General features: G+C 72.5%; 20 protein-coding genes. 17 read left to right on the top strand and 3 right to left on the bottom strand.

What is annotated here, in order from left to right; all coding sequences use genetic code 11:
* Window positions 1-38 precede the first annotated feature (38 nt).
* Window positions 39-740: an alpha/beta fold hydrolase gene (locus M4V62_RS06385; protein ID WP_249586239.1), complete on the bottom strand. Its 702-nt coding sequence runs from the start codon at window positions 738-740 to the stop codon at window positions 39-41.
* A gap of 149 nt (window positions 741-889) precedes the next feature.
* Window positions 890-2,881: a hypothetical protein gene (locus tag M4V62_RS06380; RefSeq protein WP_249586238.1), complete on the bottom strand. Its 1,992-nt coding sequence runs from the start codon at window positions 2,879-2,881 to the stop codon at window positions 890-892.
* 919 nt (window positions 2,882-3,800) lie between these two features.
* On the opposite strand from M4V62_RS06380, the gene M4V62_RS06375 reads away from it, so the two are divergent.
* The 9 genes from M4V62_RS06375 to M4V62_RS06335 all read left to right on the top strand — a co-directional run bounded on the left by M4V62_RS06375 (window position 3,801) and on the right by M4V62_RS06335 (window position 14,042).
* A complete protein-coding gene (locus M4V62_RS06375) occupies window positions 3,801-5,960 on the top strand; it encodes a hypothetical protein (RefSeq protein ID WP_249586237.1) in 2,160 nt (719 codons plus the stop codon).
* A gap of 292 nt (window positions 5,961-6,252) precedes the next feature.
* Window positions 6,253-7,746, top strand: coding sequence for a GT4 family glycosyltransferase PelF (pelF, locus tag M4V62_RS06370; RefSeq protein ID WP_249592715.1), 1,494 nt, complete (start codon window positions 6,253-6,255; stop codon window positions 7,744-7,746).
* Complete coding sequence (locus tag M4V62_RS06365) at window positions 7,743-9,185, top strand: hypothetical protein (RefSeq protein WP_249586236.1); 1,443 nt, start codon at window positions 7,743-7,745, stop codon at window positions 9,183-9,185. Before pelF ends, M4V62_RS06365 begins: the two co-directional genes overlap by 4 nt.
* A 102-nt stretch (window positions 9,186-9,287) precedes the next feature.
* Complete coding sequence (locus M4V62_RS06360) at window positions 9,288-10,289, top strand: GDP-mannose 4,6-dehydratase (RefSeq protein ID WP_249586235.1); 1,002 nt, start codon at window positions 9,288-9,290, stop codon at window positions 10,287-10,289.
* A 116-nt stretch (window positions 10,290-10,405) separates the two neighbouring features.
* A complete protein-coding gene (locus M4V62_RS06355) occupies window positions 10,406-11,119 on the top strand; it encodes a nucleotidyltransferase family protein (protein ID WP_249586234.1) in 714 nt (237 codons plus the stop codon).
* Window positions 11,120-11,126: 7 nt separating this feature from the next.
* Complete coding sequence (locus tag M4V62_RS06350) at window positions 11,127-12,089, top strand: NAD-dependent epimerase/dehydratase family protein (RefSeq protein WP_249586233.1); 963 nt, start codon at window positions 11,127-11,129, stop codon at window positions 12,087-12,089.
* Window positions 12,086-12,751, top strand: coding sequence for a spherulation-specific family 4 protein (locus M4V62_RS06345; RefSeq protein WP_249586232.1), 666 nt, complete (start codon window positions 12,086-12,088; stop codon window positions 12,749-12,751). The genes M4V62_RS06350 and M4V62_RS06345 overlap by 4 nt, the downstream gene beginning before the upstream one ends.
* A complete protein-coding gene (locus tag M4V62_RS06340; RefSeq protein ID WP_425575322.1) occupies window positions 12,748-13,536 on the top strand; it encodes an endo alpha-1,4 polygalactosaminidase in 789 nt (262 codons plus the stop codon). The genes M4V62_RS06345 and M4V62_RS06340 overlap by 4 nt, the downstream gene beginning before the upstream one ends.
* Window positions 13,537-13,655: 119 nt before the next feature.
* Window positions 13,656-14,042, top strand: a complete 387-nt coding sequence (locus M4V62_RS06335) for a hypothetical protein (protein WP_249586231.1) — start codon at window positions 13,656-13,658, stop codon at window positions 14,040-14,042.
* A 508-nt stretch (window positions 14,043-14,550) separates the two neighbouring features.
* On the opposite strand, the gene M4V62_RS06330 is transcribed toward M4V62_RS06335, so the two are convergent.
* The gene (locus M4V62_RS06330; RefSeq protein ID WP_249586230.1) at window positions 14,551-14,838 is read right to left on the bottom strand and encodes an ArsR/SmtB family transcription factor; all 288 of its coding nucleotides are present in this window, start codon (window positions 14,836-14,838) and stop codon (window positions 14,551-14,553) included.
* A 121-nt stretch (window positions 14,839-14,959) separates the two neighbouring features.
* On the opposite strand from M4V62_RS06330, the gene M4V62_RS06325 reads away from it, so the two are divergent.
* From M4V62_RS06325 to M4V62_RS06290, 8 genes are all read left to right on the top strand, one after another.
* Window positions 14,960-16,165 (top strand): sensor histidine kinase, encoded by a 1,206-nt coding sequence (locus M4V62_RS06325; RefSeq protein ID WP_249586229.1) that lies wholly within the window; start codon window positions 14,960-14,962, stop codon window positions 16,163-16,165.
* 636 nt (window positions 16,166-16,801) lie between these two features.
* Entirely contained in the window at window positions 16,802-17,476 is a 675-nt protein-coding gene (locus M4V62_RS06320) for a response regulator transcription factor (RefSeq protein WP_249586228.1), read from the top strand.
* An 87-nt stretch (window positions 17,477-17,563) separates the two neighbouring features.
* The gene (locus tag M4V62_RS06315; RefSeq protein WP_249586227.1) at window positions 17,564-18,538 is read left to right on the top strand and encodes an ABC transporter ATP-binding protein; all 975 of its coding nucleotides are present in this window, start codon (window positions 17,564-17,566) and stop codon (window positions 18,536-18,538) included.
* The gene (locus tag M4V62_RS06310) at window positions 18,535-19,332 is read left to right on the top strand and encodes an ABC transporter permease subunit (protein WP_249586226.1); all 798 of its coding nucleotides are present in this window, start codon (window positions 18,535-18,537) and stop codon (window positions 19,330-19,332) included. Before M4V62_RS06315 ends, M4V62_RS06310 begins: the two co-directional genes overlap by 4 nt.
* A 208-nt stretch (window positions 19,333-19,540) precedes the next feature.
* Entirely contained in the window at window positions 19,541-20,884 is a 1,344-nt protein-coding gene (locus tag M4V62_RS06305; RefSeq protein ID WP_249592713.1) for a hemolysin family protein, read from the top strand.
* Window positions 20,881-21,903 carry a hemolysin family protein gene (locus M4V62_RS06300; RefSeq protein ID WP_249586225.1) on the top strand — a complete coding sequence of 341 codons (1,023 nt, stop codon included), beginning with the start codon at window positions 20,881-20,883 and terminating at the stop codon, window positions 21,901-21,903. The genes M4V62_RS06305 and M4V62_RS06300 overlap by 4 nt, the downstream gene beginning before the upstream one ends.
* A 157-nt stretch (window positions 21,904-22,060) precedes the next feature.
* Complete coding sequence (locus tag M4V62_RS06295) at window positions 22,061-22,468, top strand: GNAT family protein (protein ID WP_249586224.1); 408 nt, start codon at window positions 22,061-22,063, stop codon at window positions 22,466-22,468.
* Window positions 22,469-22,546: 78 nt separating this feature from the next.
* Window positions 22,547-23,233: a hypothetical protein gene (locus M4V62_RS06290; protein WP_249586223.1), complete on the top strand. Its 687-nt coding sequence runs from the start codon at window positions 22,547-22,549 to the stop codon at window positions 23,231-23,233.
* The last annotated feature ends 55 nt before the right edge of the window (window positions 23,234-23,288 follow it).

The following is a 23,288-nucleotide window of genomic DNA, read 5'->3' as shown; positions in this document are numbered from 1 at the left end:
ACCGTGACGTACTGGCTGTCATCGCGACGTGCGGGGCGTCACCGCGACGTGCTGGTGGGAGGAAACTGTTCGGCGATCACCGCGGGGAGCTCGGCGAGGCCCAGGAACCCGGCCACGGCCCTGCCGGTCAGGTCGTGCCACGCGGTGGCCCGTCTCAGCATGGCGTGGCCGCTGCCGCACATCAGCACGGTGGCCGCGTCGGCGCCCGCGGCGCCCGCCCGCGCCGCGAAGTCCAGGGACGACCTGGGATCGGTCGTACGGTCCTTGTCGCCGTGCAGCAGCACCACGCGCCGCCCGCGCAGGTGCGCCACGGGCTCCCCGGCGGGGCACCAGGGTGCGAGGCCGACCACCCCTCGGACCAGCGGGTCCCCGGCGGCCGCGAGCGCGGCGCGGGCCCCCATCGAATGGCCGACCAGGACGGTCGGCACCTCACCCGCGAGCAGTTCCAGCTCACGCAGGGCGCGGCGGGCGTCCTGCGCCGCGTCCTGGCGCTCTCCGTTCCAGCCCCGGAAGCGATAGCGCACCCGCCCGAGGAGTACGGCGTCCTGCGACGTGGACCGCCGGATCGCGCCCCGGATCGCGCCCTCGAAGAGACGCAGGCGCACATCCGGCAGATTCCACGGCGGCGGCGCGGCGGTCCCGTGCTCACGGCCGCCGTGCAGCAGGAGCACGGCGGCACGCGGCTTCTCGACCGGCCCGCTCAGTTCAAGGGCCGGGCGGTGGCCGTCGCGGATGGGCACGGGGACTCCTCGACATGTCGGTGACCGGCCGAAGCCGGTGGCCGGCCGAACGTGGCGGACACCCGTGATTCGGAGCCGCGCCGGTGCCGGATGGGTCGTACGGCACGGCTGCCTCCGCCGCGGCCGCTCGTCGGCTCCGTGCGGTCCGCCTAGCGCGCGGGGCGCGAGCCGACCTCGTCCAGGGTCTCACCGTCGGTCAGGCGTGCCCGCACACTCACGCCGGGGTCCTTGGGAGCCTTGACGGCCAGTGTGCGCCCTCGCTCGGTCTCCTCGACCTCACCGGTCACCTCGATGTCGGTGACCTCGCGACTGCCCGCGGCGAGGAGGTAGTGGCGCCCGGAGCCCGCCGTCCAGGGGGTACTGGCCACGATGTGCTGGCCGAACCGGCTGCAGGCAGCGGTCGAGCGTGCCTGCCCGACGACCTTCGCCGGGGCGGTGGCGGACGCCGTGGACGTGCGGAACTGCACAAGGACGTCGCCGGGGCCGCGCCAGGTGGAGGCACGGGTGCAGGACCACACCGCTCGGCCGCCCTGCTCGGGAAGGTCCTGCTCGGCGAAGTCCCACTGGTTGACGGACCGCACGCCGCCGCCCCGCATCTCGGGGAGCTGGCACGCGGTGCGGGCCCAACTCCGCAGTGCCGTGCTGCTGGTGGCCTCGCGGGGCTGCCGGGGCGGGGCTCCGGTGCCGGGCAGGGGCGTGTAGCTGAGATGCGTGGGAGTCAGGTCGCCGAGGTCCGTGACGAGGAAGGCGTGCTTCTCCACGATCTTGCTGGAGGAGCGCAGCTGCATGACCGGCAGGCTGTCGCACGCTCCCTTGCCCGGCGGCTGGCCGACGGCATCGGTGACGCCCTCGTCCGACACGTCGAGCGGACGGCCGGGGGAGTTGGGGGTCAGCAGGTCGCGCGTCTGCGCCTCGGCGATCCAAGGGGCGGTCAGATAGCGGATCTTGCCCGCCTCGCGGCTGAGGACGAGCGCGGCCGCCGTGGTCACGTCGGCCTCGTCGGAGCGGGAGATGTCCAGGGACGCGGCTGCCGCGCCCCGCGACGAGAGCGGTTCGCCGTAGCGGACGACGCGCCGGCCGTCGTGGAACAGCACGACCGCCTCCCGGCCGACGGCACCCGCGTACAGCAACTGGGTGGTCCTGGGCGGCGGTTCGGCGGTGGTGGCCTTCGCGACGCCGACCCTGGTGCCGCGTGGCGGGTCGGTCCACGTGGCGAGCGCTCGGTTGATCAGCTCGTCGTCGCCGGTACGTGCGCCGCGTGCGGGCCAGGCGGTGAAGTCCACGCGTGAGGTGTCGGCCCAGGTGTCGCCCGGGGTGCGGAGCAACTGGGCGGGGCTGATCGCGGGGCGGATGCCGGCAGTGCGGGAGGGCTCGGCCGGGGGCGTGGCCCAGATGCCGGTCAGCAGCACCGCACCAGCGAGGGCGACGATGCCCGCGGTGACCCAGGCGAGCTGGTACCGGCGTCTGCGGCGCAGCAGATCGGTCGGACGGGTCTGTACGGAACAGGCGTCGAACTCCCGCGAACGCAGGAGCGTTTGTGTCGCCTCGCCCGCGATCGCCCCGCCCGCCGCCGCCTCCACGTCGCAGGCGGTGCGCAGCGCGTGCTCCGGCTCGGGCACATCGGCGGCGGTGAGCAGCTCGACGACCTCGGAGCGGGACAGGCCTTCCAGCTGGAGCAGCACGAAGGCCGCACGGGCGGGTGCGGGGACCTCGGAGAGGACCTGCCCAAGGGCGATCTCCTCGCCGCCACCGGCGCGCGGGAAGAGACGCAGCCCCCAGACCACCGGGAGCGTGGGGCGCAGCGTGCGGGGAGGCGGCAGGAGACCCGGCCAGCCGCGCGGGCGGCGGTCGTGGGCCAGCGCCGAGCGAACGACGCGCGCTCGCACGCTCGCCACCGCGGGGTCGGGCCTGCCCCGCTGCGCGGGCACCCGGGGTGTGGCCCGTCCTATGCGGAAGCCGGGCAGGGCGCGCTGTACCAGCGAATGGGCGACGAGAACCCGCTGGTGCCTGCTGAGGGTGTGGGGGAGCGTGAGGTAGGCGAGGCGTACGAGGCGGGTGTACTGGTCGACGATGACGGCTTCGGCCTGGTCAAGGGCCACCCGCCCGGACTCCGTGGCCGACCGCCGTTGCGATGTGCTCATCGATCAAGAAGCCTTCCAAAGGCTGACGACGTTGCGTCCTGACCAGGTTCAAACGAGTGAATCGTGCGATGGTCACAGCGAGGGGCGAGGGGCGAGGGGCGAGGGGCGAGGGGCGAGGGCGAAGGGCGAGGGGCGAAGGCGAAGGGCGAAGGCGAGGGGCGAAGGCGAAGGGCGAGGGGCGAGGGCGAGGGCGAAGGGCGAGGGCGAAGGCGGAGGGCGAAGGCGGAGGTGGCGACGGCGGAGTCCGGGCGGAGGAGGCTCAGGCCTCGACACTCCGCCGGGACAACGTGCGCCCGTCACCACCTCCGTGCGTCCGGAAGGTCCCTCACAGCCCCGTCGGACATAAGTGATTCGTCGGCGACCGCATGATGGATTGGCCTCGGCGGCGACGAAGGGGGTACCGGGGGCCATGAATGCAAGAGCGCCCCCCTGCACGCCCCCCATCGTGCCCTGAATTGCGCCCCCCGATGTTCATGGAACGCGCTTGCTGTGCAGGTCAGAACGCGCTTTCCAGGAGAAGGCGCCGCAGCGCGCGTCTCTCTCGCTTGGCTGATTACGCGCGGTTCCGCGCGCCCCCAATTTCGATCTCCGCCGAGCGGGCGGAGGGTCGACGCGTGTAACCGGCACCTACAGGCGGCCAGGGGAGCGGCAACCCCTCTGATCGGCCACGGCGTCCCGGAACACCCCATTCCGGGGAGCCATCTCCCGCCCCGTGCCTGCCATTTCGTACCGCTAAGGGTTCGCCAGCATTTTTCCGCCAGGTTTCACAGAATCCGCACAGACCCCACAGGTGGGACGCACTATGTGACGCGTCAGAGTGACACGGACACACACTGCGATGGGTGTCCTTGTCGTTGGGGGGCGGGCCACGGGGTGGAGACATCCCCTGTGCCCGACCGCGGAGGGGACCACACACCGCATGAATCACACCGCGCGAGCGGCGGCTCTCGGCGCCGGCGCTCTGCTTCTCGCGCTCTCGCTGCCCGGCACTCCGGCTTCGGCCGCCGAGCTGCCACGCATCGACCTGCGCGTCCTGGTGGTGACCGACGGAGGCCCTGCCACCGCCGCGCTCACCGCCGAACTCGACGGCCAGGGAACGCCGTACACCACCGTCGACCTGCGGCAGAGCGGACGTCCTGTGATCGACGCCGCGTTCCTCGCGGACAGCGTGGACGGCAGGGCCCGCGCCAAGTTCCAGGCCGTCGTGCTGCCCAACGACAATCCGTTCGGCGCCGGATCCGCCGAGATGGCCGCCCTGGCCGCCTACGAGCAGACCTACGCCATCCCGCAAGTGGACGCCTACACCTACGCCAGGCCCGAAGCAGGCCTGCAGACACCGGAGTTCAGCGGATCGCTCGACGGGGTGCGGGCCCAGGTGACCGCGTCGGGCAAGAGCGGTCCCTTCGGCTACCTCGCGGGGCAGGTGCCCTTCGAGGACAACTCGCCCGCGGCGAGCGAGAGCTACGGCTTCCTGTCCAAGCCGGCGCCGGGCGCCGACTTCACGAGCTACGTGGACGCGCCGATCCCCGGCGCCTCCGGCCGCGGCTCGCTCGTGGGCGAGTACCGCCACGACGGGCGCCGCGAGCTGGTGGTGACCTTCGTCTACAACCAGCATCAGCAGCAGTTCCGGCTGCTCGCCCGCGGCATCGTCGACTGGATGACCCAGGGCGTCCAACTCGGCTCCTCCCGCAACTACTTCGCCGTGCACGTCGACGACGTCTTCGGCGCCGACGACCGCTGGGACAGCGAACTCAACTGCACACCGGGCGACGTGGACTGCCCGCCGGGCCAGGGCACTCCCGACCCGATCCGGATGACGCCGGACGACGCGGCCTACGCGGCCCAGTGGTCCAAGGGGCGCAAGTTCCCGCTCGACATGGCCTTCAACGGCGGTGGCAGCGAGCTCTTCCGCGAGGAGAACGGCGGCGCGGACCCGCTGGCGGACCGGCTGATCGCCGACCGGAGCGAGCACCGCTGGATCAACCACACCTACAACCACCCCTTCCTCGGCTGCGTCCAGGACGTCAGCACCGTGCCGTGGACCTGCGCGAAGAACGCGGACGGCAGCACCCGCTACGTCTCCCGTACCGAGATCTCCCAGCAGATCTCCGACAACCGCAACTGGGGCCAGCGCGCCGGACTCCCGCTCGTGAACGGCGAGTTGGTCACCGGCGAGCACTCCGGGCTCAAGGTGCTTCCCCAGCAGCCCGACGACAACCCGAACCTGAGCACGGCTCTGCGGGACAACGGCGTGAGCTGGCTCGGCTCGGACAACTCCCGGGACAGAGGGCAGCGCCAGGTGGGCGCCGCCCTGACCGTGCCCCGCTACCCGATGAACGTCTTCTACAACGCGGGCCGCGCCAGCGAGCAGGTAGACGAGTACAACTGGATCTACACCCGCAAGGCGGACGGCGGCAGCGGCGTCTGCGAGAACTCCTCCGTGGCCACCTGCTTGGAGAGCCCTCTCGACACCACCACCGGCTACCAGGACCACATCGTGCCGGTCGAGTCGACGATCGCGCTCGGGCACGCCCTGGCGAACGACCCCCGGCCGCACTTCATCCACCAGTCGAACCTCGCCGAGGACCGCATCGCGTACCCCGTGCTCGGCTCCGTCCTGGACGCGTACGGCGCGCTGTTCGCGGACAACGCCCCCGTGGTCAACCTGCGGATGGCCGACATCGGCGGCGAGCTGCGCTCCCGCGCGGCCTGGGACACGGCCGTCAAGGCGGGCCGCGTCACCGCCTACCGGATCGGCGGCACGGTGACGGTCCAGGCCCCGTCAGGTGTGGCCGCCCGTGCCACCATGCCCACCGGTACCGTGCAGCAACTCCTCCTGGGAACCGACCCGTTCGGATCGGCTTACGCCGGAAGAACCTCCGGCTGGGCATCCCCGTCGCTCCTCCAGAGCCGGGTCACGCTCAAGCTGCCGACCGCCCTCACGGCGGGCAAGGCGGCGGCCGAGCAGGCCGACGTCCCGAAGGCGGCCAAGGAATTGCCCGTCCCGTCCGGGGTCACCCGATACGTAAAGCCAGGCACCGACGGCCACACGCCACGCGCGCTGCCCACCCGGCGCTGACCTTCCGGTCGCACCCGGAGGCCGGCCGGCCCCTCCCGGCCGGCCTCCGGGACCACGCCTCGCGCGGCACGCCCCTGCCGCCGCACACAGCCCCCGTCGCCCAGGGGCCCACACCGCACGACCATCCCCCCGCGCCAGTACGTCCCGCACCCCGCCGTTCACGGAACTCGCCGCACCCCGGTCCACGCCGGGGCGGGGCGCTGCCGTCGGCTCCCTCGCGTTCGTATCTCACCCGCGGAGCCCCACCATGTCCACCTCGCCCTCGCCCGTGCCGATACCGGCACCCTTCCCCATGCCGTCGCCCCGCCCCGCAAGGACCCGCGTCACCCTGCTGACCGAAGGCACCTACCCGCACAGCCACGGTGGTGTCAGCGTCTGGTGCGACCAACTCGTGCGCGGCATGCCCGACATCGACTTCGGCGTCCTCGCCGTCACCGGCACCGGCAGCGAGAGCCTCGCCTGGGACCTCCCGCCGCACGTCGACGAGCCCGTCTGCCTGCCCATGTGGGGACCGACCCCCGCCGGGCACGCCCCGCGCGGCCGACGTCGGCGTCAACTCCTCGGCTCCTACGAACAGTTCCTCACCGCACTGCTCGACCCGGCCGCCGAGGACGGCTTCGCCCCCGCGCTCCACGACCTCGCCCGGCACGCCCGCGACGGCGCCCTGTCACCGGCGCTGCGCACCGACCGCGCGGTGCACGTCCTGACCTCCGTATGGAATGTCCCCGGGCGCGCGACCGCCGAGGCGCGGCCGACGCTGCACGACGCGGTCACCGCCACCGGCCTGCTCGAACACGCGCTGCGGCCGCTCGCCGCCCGGCCGCCCGAGCACGGCGTCGCACACGCGGTCAGCGGCGGCATCGCGGCCCTGCCCGGTCTGATAGGACGTCAACTCCATGGCGTCCCACTGCTGTTGACCGAGCACGGCGTGTATCTGCGTGAGCGCTACCTCGGCTACCGCACGGGCCCGTACAGCTGGCCCGTGAAGGCCCTGCTGCTCGGCTTCTTCCGGTTGCTCGCCGAGGAGACGTACCGCCAGGCCTCCCTGATCACCCCGGGCAACCGCTACAACCGCCTCTGGGAGGAGCGCGGCGGCGCGCGGCCGTCCCTCATCCGCACCGTCTACAACGGCGTGGACCCCGAGGCCTTCCCGCCCGCGGGCCCCGAGCCGCAGAGCCCCACCCTGAGCTGGGCGGGCCGCGTCGACCCGATCAAGGACCTGGAGACCCTGATCCGCTGCTTCGCCCTGGTCAGGCAGGAGATACCGGACGCCAGGCTCCGGCTGTTCGGCGGCACCCCGCGCGGTGGCGAGGCCTACCGCGAGCGCTGCGAGGCGCTGGCCGCCGAGCTCGGTCACGGTGACGCGGTGGTCTTTGAGGGCCGCGTCGAGCACATCAAGGACGCCTACTCCGCGGGCAACGTGGTGATGCTGTCCAGCATCAGCGAGGGCTTCCCGTTCACCCTGATCGAGGCGATGTCCTGCGGTCGCGCCACGGTCTCCACCGACGTCGGCGGGGTGCGGGAGGCCGTGGGCCCCACCGGCCTCGTGGTGCCGCCGCGCGCCCCGGAGGCCATGGCGCGGTCCGTCGTCGAACTGCTCCGCGACCCCCGGCGCCGCGCCGCGATGGGCGAGGCGGCCCGCCTTCGGGTGATCGAGCAGTTCACGCTCCGGCAGACGGTGGACGCGTTCCGCTCGATCTACGAGGAGTTGGCCACACGCGGTCAACAGGCGCCAGCCGAGGCTGAGTTGATGAGTCAGCACCTCTCGGACGAGGTGGCGGGATGAGCGGACCGCTCCCTCTCAGGCCGCGCGGCGGGAACCCCCGCGGCACGGAGAACGGCGACGCCTTCGGCGCGGACGACACCCTCGCCCTGCGTCTGGCACGGCCGCCCCGCGCCGCCTCCGACGACGGCCGTCCCCGCATCCGCACGGGCGTCGCGCTGCGCCCCGCCCGCGCCGACGACCCCGTCGACCGCCTTGCCGCCGAACTCGCCGACGACGCGGGCGCGGCCGTCCACCCCTACGAAGTCGCCGCGCTCCTGGAGTCGCAGGGCCTGACCGGCGACCGGATCCAGGAGACGTATGGGCACCCCGATCTGTTCTCGCTGGCCGACGCCGTCTTCCGGAGGGTGCCGCGCAGCCATCCGAAGCCGCCTGTGCCGCCCGACCCCTGGCGGCCCGACCATCTGCGCTGCGCCCTGCGCGGGCTGCTCTTCGCGCTTCCGGGTACGGCCTATGTACTGGCGCAGGGCGCGTGGGGCTCCTCGGCCTCGGGGCTGTACGGGCTGATCGCCGCAGCCCTGGTGTCCTGGGCCTGGTCCCAGGCGCTGAGCCACCGGGCGTACAGCCGCCTCGCGGCCGGGCGGCACGAGGCCGGGCGCACCCTGCTGCGCGGTGCGCCGCTGGGCGTCGTGGCCGCGTCGGTCACCGGCCTGCTGGTCGCGGGGCCGGGAGCCGCCGCCCTGTTCGCCGTCGGGCAGTCCTGCTATCTCGCAGCGGCCGGGCTGCTGCTCGTGCTCGGCCGCGAGAAGATCCTCGCGGCGGCGCTCCTCCCGGTCGTGCTGGCCGCGGCCGCCGAGCCGTGGTGGCAGCCGCCGCAGCTCCTGCGGACCGGACTGCCGCTGCTCACCGTGCTGCTGGCGACGGCGGCCGCCGCCCACGCACTGCGCTCGGCGCTTCGGGCGACCCCCGCGCCGGGACCCGTACCGCCCCTGGTGGGCTCGCTTCCGTACGGCCTGTTCGGTCTCGCGGCCGGGACGCTGACCGCGGTGGCGGGACAGCAGGAGCCGTACGCCGTCATCGTGCTGACCCTGAGCATGGGCCCCGCCGAGTGGCTTCTCTACCGCTACCGCGGTCTCGCCGTGGCCGCACTGCACGCCTCGACCACTCCCCGGGGCTTCCGGTTGCGCGCCGCGCGTGCGCTCGCCGTGTGCGGCGCGGCCTATCTCCTGCCGCTCGCCCTGGGCGCCGTACTCGTCGGTGCGAGCGCGGCCCGGCTCCTGCTTCTCGGCGCCGTGCTGTGGATCGCCCTGCTCCTCCAGGCGTTCGGCGCGGCCTGGCCGTCCGCCGCGCCCTGCCTTGCCGCCGCGGCCACCGCCACGGCGCTCCCGCTCACCGGCACCGTCTCGGTGCCCACCGCGCAACTCATCGGCTGTACCGCCGCCGTCCTGGCGCTCCTCGCCGTCGCCGTCCACCGCTTGGGTCGGCCAACGGCGCACGCCTGAGCGGGCCCGCGCCACACCACTCGGGCCAGGCCGCGCAGCGCACCACCTCCACCTACACCTCCATCACCATCACCGTCACGTGATCAGTCATCAGGAGCACTCATGGCATCCGCACCACTCGTCGCCGTCACCGGAGCCGAAGGCTTCATCGGCTCGCACCTCACCGAGGCGCTCGTCGCGTCGGGCCACCGGGTCCGCGCGATGGCGCAGTACAACTCCTTCTCCTCCTACGGCTGGCTGGAGACGCTCGCGCCCGAGGTGCTCGCCGAGGTCGAGATCGTCCTGGGCGACGTACGCGACCCGGGCTCGGTCCGCGGCCTGGTCACCGGCGCCGAGACGGTCTACCACCTGGCCGCACTCATCGCGATCCCGTACTCCTACCAGGCCCCGCACAGCTACGTGGACACGAACGTGACCGGCACGCTCAATGTCCTGGAAGCCGTACGCCACTTGGAGATCCCGCGCCTGGTGCACACCTCCACCAGCGAGACGTACGGCACCGCGCAGACCGTCCCGATCACCGAGGACCACCCCATCAACACCCAGTCCCCGTACGCCGCTTCGAAGGCGGGCGGCGACCGGCTCGCCGACAGCTACCACGCGAGTTTCGAGACGCCCGTGGTCACCCTGCGCCCCTTCAACACCTTCGGTCCGCGTCAGTCGATGCGGGCCGTCATCCCGACCGTCATCGGTCAAGTGGCCTCGGGGTCACGGGAGATCACTCTCGGCGACCTGCGGCCCACCCGCGACTTCACCTTCGTCGCGGACACCGCGCAGGCCTTCATCGCCGTCGGCACCGCACCCGCCGACGCCGTCGTGGGCCGCACCTTCAACGCGGGCACCGGCGGCGAGATCTCCGTCGGTGACCTGGTGCGGCTCATAGGCAAGGTGATGGAGGCCGACCTCGACGTGAGCGAGGACGAGCAGCGCATCCGCCCCGCGGCTTCCGAGGTGATGCGCCTGGTCGCCGACGCGAGCCGGCTGCGCGCGGCCACCGGCTGGGCACCGGGACACGACCTGGAGCAGGGCCTCGCGCGCACCGTCGAGTTCTTCCGCGACCCGGCCAACCTGGCCCGCTACAAGACGGACATCTACAACATCTGAGCCATCCCTGACCGAACGCCGAACGCCGACCGCCCGACCGCCGAACGCCCGACCGTCAACCGATCTGCGCATCAGGCCACTTGACCACTTCGGGTCACTCACAGGGGAGACGAACCATGCACGCAGTCATTCTTGCCGGAGGCAAGGGTGTCCGGCTCCGGCCGTACACCACCGCGCTGCCCAAGCCGCTGGTTCCCATCGGCGACCAGCACGCGATCCTGGAGATCGTGCTGCGCCAGCTGGCGACCGCCGGCTTCACCAGCTGCACCATCGCGATCGGCCACCTCGGCCACATCATCCGTGCCTACGTCGGCAACGGCGCACGCTGGGGCCTGCGCGTGGGCTACTCCACGGAGGAGAGCCCGCTGGGCACCATGGGCCCGCTCCTGACGATGATGGACCGGCTGCCCGAGCACTTCCTCGTGATGAACGGCGACATCCTCACCGACCTCGACTACGCGGACGTCCTGAACAGCCACAGCACGTCCGGGGCGCCGCTGACCATCGCGACGTACGCACGTGAGGTGCGCATCGACTTCGGGGTGCTCACCACCGAGTCGGACCGCGTGGTCGCCTTCACGGAGAAGCCGAGCGTGGACTACCGCGTCTCCATGGGGGTGTACGGGCTCTCGCGCGACACGCTCGCCTCCTACACCCCGGGCCTGCCGCTCGGTTTCGACGAGCTCGTGCTCGACCTCCTGAAGTCCGAGACCCCGCCGCACGCCTACGCGTTCGACGGCTACTGGCTCGACATCGGACGCCCGGACGACTACGACCGCGCGAACGCGGAGTTCACCACGCACCGCTCCCTTCTCCTCAAGGGAGCGTGACAAGGCCGTGCGCATTCTCGTCCTGGGCTCCACCGGATACCTGGGCGGGCACATCGCCGAGCGGCTGCACGCCCTGCCGGGCGTGCGGCTGCTCCGCGGCGGCCGCGCCCACGAGGACGACCTCCGGGTCGACCTCGCCGCCATGACGCCCGCCGCACTGGCCGAGCAGCTGGGCAGGGCCGAGCCCGACGCCGTGGTCAACTGCGTGGGCGCGGTCGGCGGCAGCGCGCTGACCCTCGCCGAGGTCAACTCCCGTGGCCCCGCTGCTCTTTGCGAGGCCCTGCGGGTGGCGGCGCCCGCGGCACGTCTGGTGCACCTCGGCTCGGCGGCCGAGTACGGGCCGACCGGCATGGGCGAGCGGACGGCGGAGGACGCCCCCGCCCGCCCGGTCGCCCCGTACGGAGCCACGAAGCTGGCCGGCACCCTCACCGTGCTCGACACGGAGCTCGACGCGCTCGTGCTGCGGGTCACGAACCCGGTGGGCCCCAGGGCTCCCCGGGCCGGACTGCCCGGCCGGCTCACCGCCGAGCTCGGCCGTGCGGTGACCCGGATGCCGCACGGCAGGGTCCAGGTCGGTGACCTGTCCGCCTACCGGGACTTCGTCGACGTACGCGATGTCGCGCACGCCGTCGCGCTCGCGCTCGCCCTGCCTGGGCGGCTGCCGCGCCTGCTCAACATCGGCAGCGGCAGTGCCGTGCCGGTGCGCGACCTGGTGCACGGCCTGGTCGGCGCGGCGGGCTTCACCGGGCACGTGGAGGAAACGCTCGGCAAGGTGGGCCGATCCGTGGCCGTGCCCTGGCAGTGCGCCGACATCGGCGCCGCGGAAAGGGAGTTGGGCTGGACGCCGACGCACTCCCTGCGGGACTCCGTGACCGCGCTGTGGCGCGCCGACGGCGCGCCACGGACGCGGCAGGCAGGCGCGGGCGACAGCTCGCCGCGCCTCACGCCCACCGCGGGGGACCCGCGATGACCCTGCTGGTGCCGTTGTACGTCCACCCGGCGGCGGATCCCGCGGCCTGGGAGGCGCTCGTGGCGGCCGCGCCCCAGCTGTACGGCATCGTCCTGAACGCCGCCGACGGTCCGGGCACGGCCCCCGACCCGGCGTTCACCGCCGCCTCGCGGACCCTGCGCGATGCGGGGGTGCGGGTGCTGGGATACGTCGACACGGCGTACGGGGAGCGGCCGCTCGGCGCCGTCACCGACGACCTGGCCCGGCACCGCGACTGGTACGGCGTGGACGGCTGCTTCTTCGACCGGGTCGCGCCAGGACGCCGCGAGCTGCGGCACTGCAGGCGTCTGGTCCGCTCGGCGCGGGAGAGGGGCGCCGACACGGTGGTCCTCAACCCGGGCGTGCATCCGGCGCCCGGGTACGCCCGCGCCGCCGACCTGCTCGTCACGTTCGAGGGGCACTGGACGACGTATCTGCGCTCGTTCACCGCCCCGTCCTGGACGGCCAGGCATCCCCCCGAGCACTTCTGCCATCTCGTCTACGGAGTCCCGCCCGCGCTGACCCGCCTCGCGGGGCGCACCGCCGTGCGGCGGGGCGCGGGGGTGCACTGCGCGGTGCCCGGCGCGGGGCCCAACCCCTGGACGCAACCGCCGCCCCTGGCCACGGCCGGAGGCACGCCGTGAGGCACCGCGGCCGCCTCGGCCTGTTCCTTGCCACCGTCCTGCTGCTCGCCGGCTGCTCGTCGGCGGAGCGGCAGGACGGCAGTTCGGACCGGTGGCGGCCCCGTCCCGGCACCACGTGGCAGTGGCAGCTCGACGGCCGCGTCGACCCGGGCGTGAACGTCCCCGTCTACGACATCGACGGCTTCGAGAACCGCGCGTCCGACGTGGCCCGCCTGCACCGCGACGGGCGCCGCGTCATCTGCTACATCAACGCCGGTGCCTGGGAGTCCTTCCGCCCGGACAGCGACGACTACCCCGCATCCGTCCTCGGCCGCCCCAACGGCTGGAAGGGGGAGCGCTGGCTCGACATCCGGCGCCTCGACGTGCTGCGCCCGCTGCTCGCCGAGCGCTTCGACATGTGCCGCCGCAAGGGGTTCGACGCGGTCGAGCCCGACCTTCTCGACAGCTACCTCGACCGCACCGGGTTCCCCCTGAAGGCACACCACCAACTGGCCTTCAACCGCATGGTCGCCCGCCTCGCGCACGACCGCGGAATGTCCGTCGGCCTGAAGAACGACCTGCCGCAGATCCCGCAGCTCGTGAAGGACTTCGACTTCGCCGTCAACGAGGAGTGCGCCCAGTACGACGAGTGCGCGTCGCTGACCCCCTTCATCAAGGCGGGCAAGGCGGTGCTGCACGTCGAGTACGCCGTGCCCAACTCGGAGTTCTGTGCCCAGGCGCGCCGCCTCGGCCTGTCCTCGATGCGCAAGAAGCTGGACCTGGACACGTGGCGCAGGCCGTGCTGAGGCGATCGGGGGAAGTCGCGTAACTGATGATCTTGTCCTCGCGTTGGTGTGCCGCAAGTACCGGCAGAACCCGCGCCTGGACGCGCGGGGCGATGAAGAAGGCTTGAGGGTCACTCATCATGCTCGACATCACCAGGAAGACCGTCGCGGGGATCGCCACCTTGGCCGCGGCGCTCGGCTGCGTCATCGTCACCGGGCCGTCGGCGGCCGCCGACGGCGAGTGGTGCAACCACTCGGTCTGCATCAGGACCTACGACAGCGGCACGTATCTCGGCCGGGTCGAGGTGTCGGTCACCAACACCAACCAGCCGAACCGCATCAGCGCGCGCGTGTGGACCACCAACGGCTGGAGCGCCAACACCAAGGTGGAGGACGTCGACAAGTTCAGGACCTACCGGGACCAGGCCTACCCGCAGCGGCACTTCCCCGCGGGCACCCGCCTCTGCGCGGAGGGCTTCCGTGGCGGGGCCAGCGTGGGCCTTCCCTGCGTCACCATCACCGACTGACCCCGCGGCGACGAGGCCGAGGGCGGCCCGTGATTCGGTGGACACCTGCGATGCGGTGGTGCCGGGGTCGGCGCCGAGCTGCAGGGACAGGCCCTCGGTCAGGCAGTGGAGTTCGAGTGCGGCGAGGTCCGGGCCGGTGTCGGCCGGGACCTCGCCGCACTCCTTTCCGTTGTGGACCGGGTCGGTCGCCGCGGTGCGCGCGTCGTTCTCGGACCTGATGTCCTCGTCCCGGCGCAGGTCGGCCTGCGTGAGATGTGACGACCTGCCGTGGCGTACGGGTGGGTGTGTGGGCCCGGGTCGCTGAGGCCCGGGGCGTGTGCCGCATCGGCGCGGCCGGGAGTTGCTGCTCCCGGCCGCGCCCGGCGCCGGCGACCGGCGCTATTCGATCTCGCGCATCATCTTCTCCATGGAACCGACGGAGTGCCGCGTCTGAGCCAGCTCCTCCCGGGTCTGCTTCATCTCCTCGCCCACGGGTCGCTCCCGTCCGCCAGTGTCACCAGTTGTCCGTTCACTTCGCTTCCTCTTTCGCCGCTTCCGCGGTCTCTTTGGGGCAGGTCTCGGAGAGGGTCGAGACCACCCTGGCTAACAGCTGTGGCGTCAACTCGTAGAGAAGCGGCGCCACTTCGAAGTACTTCATGGACTTGCCGCCCTCGGCGACCTCCAGCGACCCGATGACGAGACCCGCGGCCTCGAGCAGTTTCAGGTGCATGTGCAGCAGTGGACGGCCCATGCCGATCTCGCGGGCGAGCGCGCTGACGTAATTGCGGCGCCCGGTGAGCGCGGATTCCTGACACATCTCAGGGTTGGAATCAGGGTTATATGGGGGATCCGCTGAGGGGAGCCTCGGGGTACTCCCGAGCTCGGGGTACTCCCGCTGTCGTACGCGCCCTTCGTGCGCGGCTCCTATCGTGAGTTCCGTGACCCCCACCTCCCGCTCCTGGCAGCGGCGCCTCACGTGGCCCTTGCCCTCGCAGCTCACGGACCTGGCCGTGGCCGCGGTCGTCGCGCTCCTCACGGGCCTGGACGCGGCGGTCAACGACTCCGGTCACCGGCAGGCCGACCGGCTGACGTGGCTCCTGTACGCCGTGTCGATCGGCGCGCTCCTGGTGCGGAGCCGGTGGCCGGTCGCCGTCACCGTCGTCACCGGGGCCGCCTGCGCGGGCTGGGCGCTCTACGGGCACATCGGGGAGCTGCTCAATCTGCCGGTGATGGTCGCGCTGTACGCCCTCGCGGCGCAGGGCGACCGGCGCCGCACGCTGCGCACCGCCGTGGTCGCCGCCCTCGTCTCGGGGGTGGTGTCGGTCATCGCGGGCAAGGATGTGGCGCAGCCCCAGGGTGCCCCGCTCCTGGAGATGCTGTGGCCCCTTGTACCGCTGCTCCTGGGTGAAGTGGTGCGCGGACGGCGGGAGTTGATGAAGGAGTACGCCGACCGGGCCGAGCGTGCCGAGGCCGACCGGGAGCGGGAGGCGCGGCGCAAGGTCGACCAGGAGAGGGTACGCATCGCGCGCGAACTGCACGACGTGGTGGCCCACACCGTGTCGGCGATGACCGTGCAGGCGGGCCTCGCCCTGGACGCGCTCGACAGCAGGCCGGAGGTGGCGCGCACGGCGATGCGGCAGGTGCGTACCTCGGGCAAGGAGGCGGTGCGCGAGCTGCGGGCCACGGTGGGCGTGCTGCGCGAGGGGCGCAGGGTGGCCTCCGTCGACCCGGCGCCCCGCCTGGCCCAGCTCGACGACTTGGTGGAGGGGGTACGCGGCACGGGCCTACAGGTGTCCCTGCACACCGACACCGACACCGACACGGCCACCGGTGGCCGTGAGCTGCCGCAGCTGGTGGAGTTGGCGGCGTACCGCATCGTCCAGGAGGCGCTGACCAACGTGATCAAGCATGCGGACGCCCGACACGTGGCGGTGTCGGTGGCCACGGCGGGCGGCCGCCTCGCGGTGGAGATCACCGACGACGGACCGCCGCGCACCGCGGCTGCGGCCTCGGGAGAGGGGTACGGCCTGATCGGCATGCGGGAGCGGGCCACAGCGGTGGACGGCACCCTCGAAGCGGGCCCGCTGTCCGGCGGCGGGTGGCGGGTGCGTGCTGTGATCCCTGTCGAGGAGGGGGTGGCGTGAGTGGCTGGGGCGGGAAGTGGCGGCACGGGCGCGGGCCGAGGGGGATCGGCGCGAGCGGGTGGGGCAAGGAGAGGCTGACATGAGGCGGGTGGTCTGAGGAGCGGACGGCATGCGTGGGCAAGCCGAGGAGCGAACGGTAGGGCGAGCGGGTCGAGAGGGGACGCGCGTGGGCGGTTCGGATCCAGAGCGGGAATGGTGTGAGCGGGCGGGGCGAGGAGCGGGTGGCATGAGTGGCCGGAGTGAGGAGTGGATGGCAGGGGTGGGCAGGCCGAGGAGGGACAGGCGGCGTGAGCGGCGGGATCCAGGGGAGATCGGCATGGGTGGCCGGGTGAGGGGAGGCCGGCATGGGCGAGCGGGGCGAGGGGCGGGTGGCATGAGTGGCCGGAGTGAGGAGTGGATGGCAGGGGTGGGCAGGCCGAGGAGGGACAGGCGGCGTGAGCGGCGGGATCCAGGGGAGATCGGCATGGGTGGCCGGGTGAGGAGCGGCCGGCATGGGCGAGCGGGGCGAGAGGGGACGCGCGTGGGCCGGCGGGGCGTGGAGTGGCCGGCATGGGCGGGCGGGGCGAGGGGCGGGCGGCATGAGTGGCCGGAGTGAGGAGTGGGCGGCGTGAGTGGCCGGAGTGAGGGGAGAGTCGCGTGAGCGGGCGGATCAGGGTGCTTCTTGCCGACGATCAGACCGTCGTCCGCGCGGGCTTCCGTGCCCTGCTCGACCTCACCGACGACCTGGCGGTGGTAGGCGAGGCGGCGGACGGCGTCGCGGCGGTGGAGCTGACCCGCACCACACGCCCCGACGTCGTCCTGATGGACATCCGCATGCCGCGTGCCGACGGCCTCGAAGCCACCCGCCGCATCGTCGCCGACCGCACGCTCGATGCCGTACGCGTCCTGGTCCTGACGACCTTCGAGGCCGACGAGTACGTCTTCGAGGCGCTGCGCTCCGGGGCCGCGGGCTTCCTGCTGAAGGACATCGAACCGGACGACCTGCGCACCGCGATCCGCACCGTCGCCGCCGGGCAGAGCCTCCTGTCGCCCGGTGTCACCCGGCGGGTGATCGAGGAGTTCGCCCGGCTCAAGGCGCCCGAGGCCGAGGCGATGAGGCTCCTCGATCCGCTGACCGACCGCGAGCGCGAGGTGCTCGCACTGGTCGGCCACGGCCTGGCGAACGACGAGATCGGCGCGCGCCTGCTCATGTCGCCGCTCACCGCGAAGACGCACGTCAGCCGGGCGATGACGAAGCTCGGGGCGCGGGACAGGGCACAGTTGGTGGTGCTCGCCTACGAGACCGGCCTGGTGCGCGCGGGCGAGGGCTGACCCGGCGGGTGGCTACTCCCCAGGGAGTAGCGGCCGACTCCCGTCGGCAGATGTCCGGTGGCGGTCGCCCTCCGTAGCGTCGACGGCATGATCGAAGCACGGGAACTCACCAAGCGGTACGGCGGCAAGGCTGCCGTCGACCGGCTCAGCTTCACCGTCAGGCCCGGCCACGTGACGGGCTTCCTCGGCCCGAACGGCGCCGGCAAGTCGACCACCATGCGCATGATCCTCGGCCTCGACGCGCCGAGCGGCGGCGCGGTCACGGTCAACGGGCGACGCTACTACCGCAGCGCCGCGCCCCTGCGCGAGGTCGGCTCGCTCCTGGACGCCACATCGGTGCACGGCGGGCGCACCGCGCGACAGCACCTCCTCGGCCTGGCCCGCAGCAACGGAATCGGCGGAAGCCGGGTCGACGAGGTCCTCGAAGCGGTGGGTCTCACGCGTGTGGCGGGCAAGCGGGCCAAAGGGCTCTCCCTGGGCATGGGCCAGCGCCTGGGCATCGCGGCGGCGCTGCTCGGCGACCCCGGCGTACTCATCCTCGACGAGCCGGTCAACGGCCTGGACACCGAGGGCATCCGCTGGATCCGCGACCTGCTCAAGTCCCTTGCCGCGGACGGCAGAACGGTGTTCCTCTCCAGTCACCTCATGAGCGAGATGGAGCTGACCGCAGACCACCTGATCGTGATCGGACGCGGCCGGCTGCTCGCGGACACGGACATGAGGGACTTCATCGAGACCAACTCCCAGGGAGCCACCCTCCTGCGTACACCCGGCGCCGAGGCGCAGCGGATGCGGGCCCTGCTGGAGACGGCGGGGGCGTCCGTGCGCCTGGACGCGCGCGGCGGCTGGCGGGTCGGCGGTCTGACGCCCGCCGAGATCGGCGAGCTCGCGCGCACGCAAGACCTGGCGATTCATGAACTCACCCCGGTCTTCTCCTCCTTGGAGGAGGTCTACACCGACATGACGCGGGCCTCGGTGGAGTACCGGGGCACGGCTGGGACGTACGAAGCCGAGAACGCCGAGGACGCCGAGAACGCCGAGAACAAGGAGCCGGTCCGATGACGACGACGACAGCGACAACTACAACGAGAGCGACAGCAGCCTCCGCCGCTCCCGGCTTCCGTACGGCCCTCGCCTTCGAGTGGACCAAGTTCGCAAGCCTGCGCTCCACCCGCTGGACACTCCTGGTCACCGGCGTACTGACCGTGGTCGGCGCGGTGTTCGTAGGCCTGAGTGGCAGCCTGCAGCCCGACGACACGGTGCTGGGCGGCAGCCTCACCCTCGGTGTCATCTCGCTGATGGTCGCGGGCGCGGTGGGCGCGCTCACCGTGTGCGGCGAGTACGCGAGCGGCACCATCACCGCCACCCTCACCGCTGTACCGCGCCGCGGCCGTGTGCTCGCCGCGAAGGCGGCCCTGCTGGCCTGCCTCCTGTACGTCACCGGGCTCGTCTGCTGCACGGCGGCGTATCTCGTCGGCGGCGCGGTCCTGGAGGACGGCAAGTACGCCCGAGGGGAGCCGCTGCCCGCGCTGTTCGGCATCGCCGGTCTCTTCGCGCTCGTCGGACTCGTCGGCCTCGCGGTCGGCACCCTCCTGAAGCACTCGGCGGGGGCCGTCGTCACGGTGGTCGGCGTCCTGATGCTGCCGTCCCTGTTCGGCCCGCTGCTCGGTGATCTCCAGCGCTGGGTCGCAGGGGCGACGCCGACGGCCGCCCTGGAGAAGCTCACGCAGACCTCTGACGCGAGCCCGGAGACGGTCGGCAGCCTCGGCGCCTGGCCCTCGCTCGCCCTGGTCGCCGGGTACACCCTGCTGCTCCTCGGCGTGGCCGCGTGGCGGCTGCGCCGACGCGACGCGTGACGTCCCGGTCGCGGGGTGCGTCCTGATGTCCGGCCTCATACCGGCCTGAGCAGGCACTTTGCGATTCTTTTACAGTGGGTGTAGAAGTTAGACGTACTTCTGCACCCACTGTCGTCGTGCGGGCTGGGTGCTTCGCCTGACATGGCGAGATGCCGCGGCCGCACCGAGAATGACCGGCACGCCCCTCATCGGAACGGAGCCACCGTTGCTGTCCGCCGTACTCGGTCTGCTCGCCGTCCTCGTCCTGACCGCGGGCACCGGCTACTTCGTCGCACAGGAGTTCGCGTACGTGGCCGCGGACCGCCTCGCGCTCGCCCGTGAGGCGGAAGCGGGCGACCGGCGGGCGGCCCGCGCCGTGCAGGTCCTCGGGCGGCTCTCGTTCATGCTTTCGGGCGCCCAGCTGGGCATCACCGTCACCGGTCTGGTCGTCGGCTTCCTCGCCGAGCCCTCCGTGTCCGGGCTCCTGAAGCCCGCCCTGGACGGCACAGGACTCTCCGACGGCGCCGTTTCCGCCCTCTCCGTGGTCCTCGGCTTCGTCGTCGCCACCGTGCTCCAGATGGTCCTCGGGGAGCTCGCCCCCAAGAACCTCGCGCTGGCCGTCCCCGAGCGGCTCGCGAAGACCCTTGCCGCCTCCACGCTGGCGTACCTGAAGGTCGTCGGCCCCGTGGTCCGCGTCTTCGACAGCGCGGCCAACCGGCTGCTGCGCCGGATCGGCATCGAGCCCGTCGAGGAACTGCACCACGGCGCCACACTCGAAGAGCTCAGCCATCTCATCGGCGAGTCCCACGAGCACGGCAGGCTGCCGCGGGAGAGCGCCGAACTCCTCGACCACGCCCTGGAGTTCTCCGAGCGCACGCTCGACGAGGTGATGGTGCCCCGGGCGGACGTCACCTTCGTACGCAAGGACGCCACGGCGGACGAGGCCGTGCGGCTCATCGCCGAACACGGACACTCGAACTACCCCGTCATGGGCGACCATCCGGACGACGTCGCGGGCGTCCTCGGGGTACGCGAACTGATGCGGCTGCCCGCAGGACGCTTCGGCCGCACCACGGCGGGCGAGCAGGCCCGGCGCCCCCTGCTGCTGCCCGACACCCTGCCGCTGCCGGGCGCGGTGGCGCAGATGCGCGAGCGGGACGACGAGTTCGCGGTCGTCCTCGACGAGCACGGGGGAGTGGCGGGCATCGTGACGTACGAGGACATCGCAGAGGAACTCGTCGGGGACATCGCCGACGAGTCCGACACCGTCGTCGAGCTCGCTGTCGCGGACGGCGGCGGCTGGTTCGTCGACGCGGGCCGCCGCCTGGACGAGGTGGCCGACGCGACCGGCATCGACCTGCCCGAGGAGGACGACTACGACACCGTGGCCGGACTGATCGTCGACCGGCTCGGCCGCTTCCCGGCCATCGGCGACCGCCTGACCGTGAGGCTGTCCGACGGCAGCCGCGTCGCCCTCGCCGTACTCGGCCTCGACCGCCACGTGCCCGAGCGCGTACGGATCGAGCGCCTGCCGGCGGCGGACGTGCCGAGCGCCGAGGAGAGCACCGCATGAGCTTCCCCCTGGCCCTCTTCGTCACCGTCCTGCTGCTGATCGCCAGCGGCTTCTTCGTGGCCGCCGAGTTCGCGCTGGTCGCCGCCAAGCGCCACCGCATGGAGCGCGCTGTCGCCGCCGGACAGCGCGGCGCCAAGTCCGCGCTCGCGGGCATGCGGGAGCTGTCCCTGATGCTCGCCGGGGCCCAACTCGGCATCACTGTATGTACCTTGGGCCTCGGGTCCGTCTCCAAGCCCGCCATCTCCCATGAACTCGACCCGCTCCTGGAGAAGCTGGGCCTGCCCGCCGGGCTCAGCTACGGCATCGCCTTCGCGCTCGCCATGGTCGTCGTGGTGTTCCTGCACATGGTCGTCGGCGAGATGGCACCCAAGTCCTGGGCCATCGCCCACCCCGAGCGCTCGGCGATGCTGCTCACCCCGCCCTTCCGGGCCGTGGTCAAGGTCGTACGCCCCCTGCTCACCCTCCTCAACAAGGTCAGCAACGCCCTCGTCCGCCTGTGCAAGGTCACACCGCGCGACGAGCTCACCTCGGTCCACAACCGCGAGCAACTCGGGCACCTGGTCGAGGAGTCGTGGCGCCTCGGCCTGATCAGCGAGGTCGACTCGGGCCTCATCACCACCTCGCTCACCGCACCCCTGACCGCGGTCGGCGACCTCCGGACGGCCGCCGCGCAGATCACGTCCGTCCCGGCCGGTGCGAGCGTCGACGAGGTCATCGAGGTGGCCGCGGCGAGCGACCGCACCCGGCTGCTCGTCAGGGACGGCGCCACCGTCCTCGGCTCGGTCCACGCCCGTGACGCCCTGGTGGCCCGCGCCCGGAGCCGCGCCCTGACCGCACGCGAACTGGCGCGCCCCGTACCGGAATTCGCCGCCGACGACACCCTCGCCCACGCCGTCGAGGAACTGCGCAGGCGCCGCGCCTCGCTCGCCGTGCTCTGCGACGAATCGGGCCGCCTCACCGGCCTTGTCAGCCTGGACGACCTGCTGGCCCGCCTGATGGAACCGCGGCAGCCGGTGTGACGGCCCTGATGGCCGCTCTCCGGGGCTTCCGGGCGCGAAATGCCACCCCGTACGGGGATATACGGGTGTCGCGTCCTGTGGCTACTGTGCTCGCAATGTCCCGTGCCGACGACGTCACGCATCGCCACCCGGCTGCCCGCGTGAGGGCGGCACCGCGGTGAAGCTCCGCAGACCGCCTCCCCCCTGCCCGCAGGCGGTCACCTACCGGTTCGCTCCGGCAGCGGTGGCGGCGGGCCGCCAGGTCATCACGCTCCTGGACAGTAAGGGCCGCGACATCGGGCACCTCGACTATCAGGTGTGCCATCCCTGCGGCGCCGCTCACATCAACACGATCGCGATCGCCGGGCCCTGGCAGGGCATGGGCCTGGGCCGCGAGGTGCTCCACCGCGCCACGGACTCCTGGTCCGCGTACGCGTGGACCACCTCCCGGCAGTCCGCCGACGGCCGGAAGTTCTTCGCCACGATGGCCGAGGAGACCGGCGTGGAGTTCGTGCCGGGCGCCGGGGTATGCCCTCACATCACCGCATCTCCACGGGTATCCCGGTCCGGCGGGGCGTTGCTCTGAGGCGGCTGCCGCCCGGCGCCCGATGCGTGCCGTCGGCCGCCTGTCGCCCGGCGATCCGCGCGCGATAGCGTCACCGCCGTGACGATCAACGCTCGTGGGACCACCACCGACCCGGCCGGAACCGCGGAGGTCTCCGCAGGAGCAGGACAAGGACGAACGGCGCGTCGCGTCGCCGACATCGTCGTGTTCCTGACGCCGCCCCTTCTCCTCGTCGTGCCGGCGCTGCTGATCCGCGCCCGGCTGATCGACGACGGGTTCCTCTTCCTCAACCTGGTCTCGCTCTTCATCAGCGGCCTGGTGGCGGCCTACGCCCACATGGGCTGGCGCGCCCGCCCGCACGACGGCGACCTGCTGTCCGCCCAGACCCTGACCGGGCGGCACACCGTCGATCTCGCCCGGCTCACCAAGGTCGGCCGCCTGGAGGTGCCGGGGCAGTCCCGGAACGACGACCGGCTGATCCTCACCGACGAGCACGGGGTGCGGCTCATCCTCGACAAGCTCGCGGGCGGCGACGAGAAGGTCGACACCCTGGTGCGCAGGGCCCTTCTGCGCAGGCCGCAGGGCGCGGGAGTGGTCGTGTCGGACCGCGCGGCCGAACGCCTCGACCTGCGGACGGAAGTGAGCCGCCCGCATGGCCGCCTCAAGGCGGGCCGGACCGTCCGCGAGGGACTCATCGGATGGGTTCCCCTGCTGTCGGTCTTCGTGGTCGCGCCGGTGGGCTTCGGCCTGTTGATCGCCGGTTTCCTTCTCTCGGGCGTCACCTGAGGTTCCCGGCGGCGGCAAGGGCCGCCAGGCATGGTCTGCCGCTGACCGGGGCACT

The sequence above is a fragment of the Streptomyces durmitorensis genome (assembly GCF_023498005.1).
GTDB classification, from domain to species: domain Bacteria; phylum Actinomycetota; class Actinomycetes; order Streptomycetales; family Streptomycetaceae; genus Streptomyces; species Streptomyces durmitorensis.
The sequence above is the reverse complement of the archived record's forward strand: the minus strand, read 5'-3'. Positions and strand labels throughout refer to the sequence as shown.

Coding starts and splice junctions, on each gene's coding strand:
- M4V62_RS06380 (WP_249586238.1), bottom strand. CDS start 2,881: ATGAGCACATCGCAACGGCGGTCGGCCACGGAGTCCGGGCGGGTGGCC.
- M4V62_RS06375 (WP_249586237.1), top strand. CDS start 3,801: ATGAATCACACCGCGCGAGCGGCGGCTCTCGGCGCCGGCGCTCTGCTT.
- pelF (WP_249592715.1), top strand. CDS start 6,253: ATGCCGTCGCCCCGCCCCGCAAGGACCCGCGTCACCCTGCTGACCGAA.
- M4V62_RS06365 (WP_249586236.1), top strand. CDS start 7,743: ATGAGCGGACCGCTCCCTCTCAGGCCGCGCGGCGGGAACCCCCGCGGC.
- M4V62_RS06360 (WP_249586235.1), top strand. CDS start 9,288: ATGGCATCCGCACCACTCGTCGCCGTCACCGGAGCCGAAGGCTTCATC.
- M4V62_RS06355 (WP_249586234.1), top strand. CDS start 10,406: ATGCACGCAGTCATTCTTGCCGGAGGCAAGGGTGTCCGGCTCCGGCCG.
- M4V62_RS06345 (WP_249586232.1), top strand. CDS start 12,086: ATGACCCTGCTGGTGCCGTTGTACGTCCACCCGGCGGCGGATCCCGCG.
- M4V62_RS06335 (WP_249586231.1), top strand. CDS start 13,656: ATGCTCGACATCACCAGGAAGACCGTCGCGGGGATCGCCACCTTGGCC.
- M4V62_RS06330 (WP_249586230.1), bottom strand. CDS start 14,838: ATGTGTCAGGAATCCGCGCTCACCGGGCGCCGCAATTACGTCAGCGCG.
- M4V62_RS06315 (WP_249586227.1), top strand. CDS start 17,564: ATGATCGAAGCACGGGAACTCACCAAGCGGTACGGCGGCAAGGCTGCC.
- M4V62_RS06310 (WP_249586226.1), top strand. CDS start 18,535: ATGACGACGACGACAGCGACAACTACAACGAGAGCGACAGCAGCCTCC.
- M4V62_RS06300 (WP_249586225.1), top strand. CDS start 20,881: ATGAGCTTCCCCCTGGCCCTCTTCGTCACCGTCCTGCTGCTGATCGCC.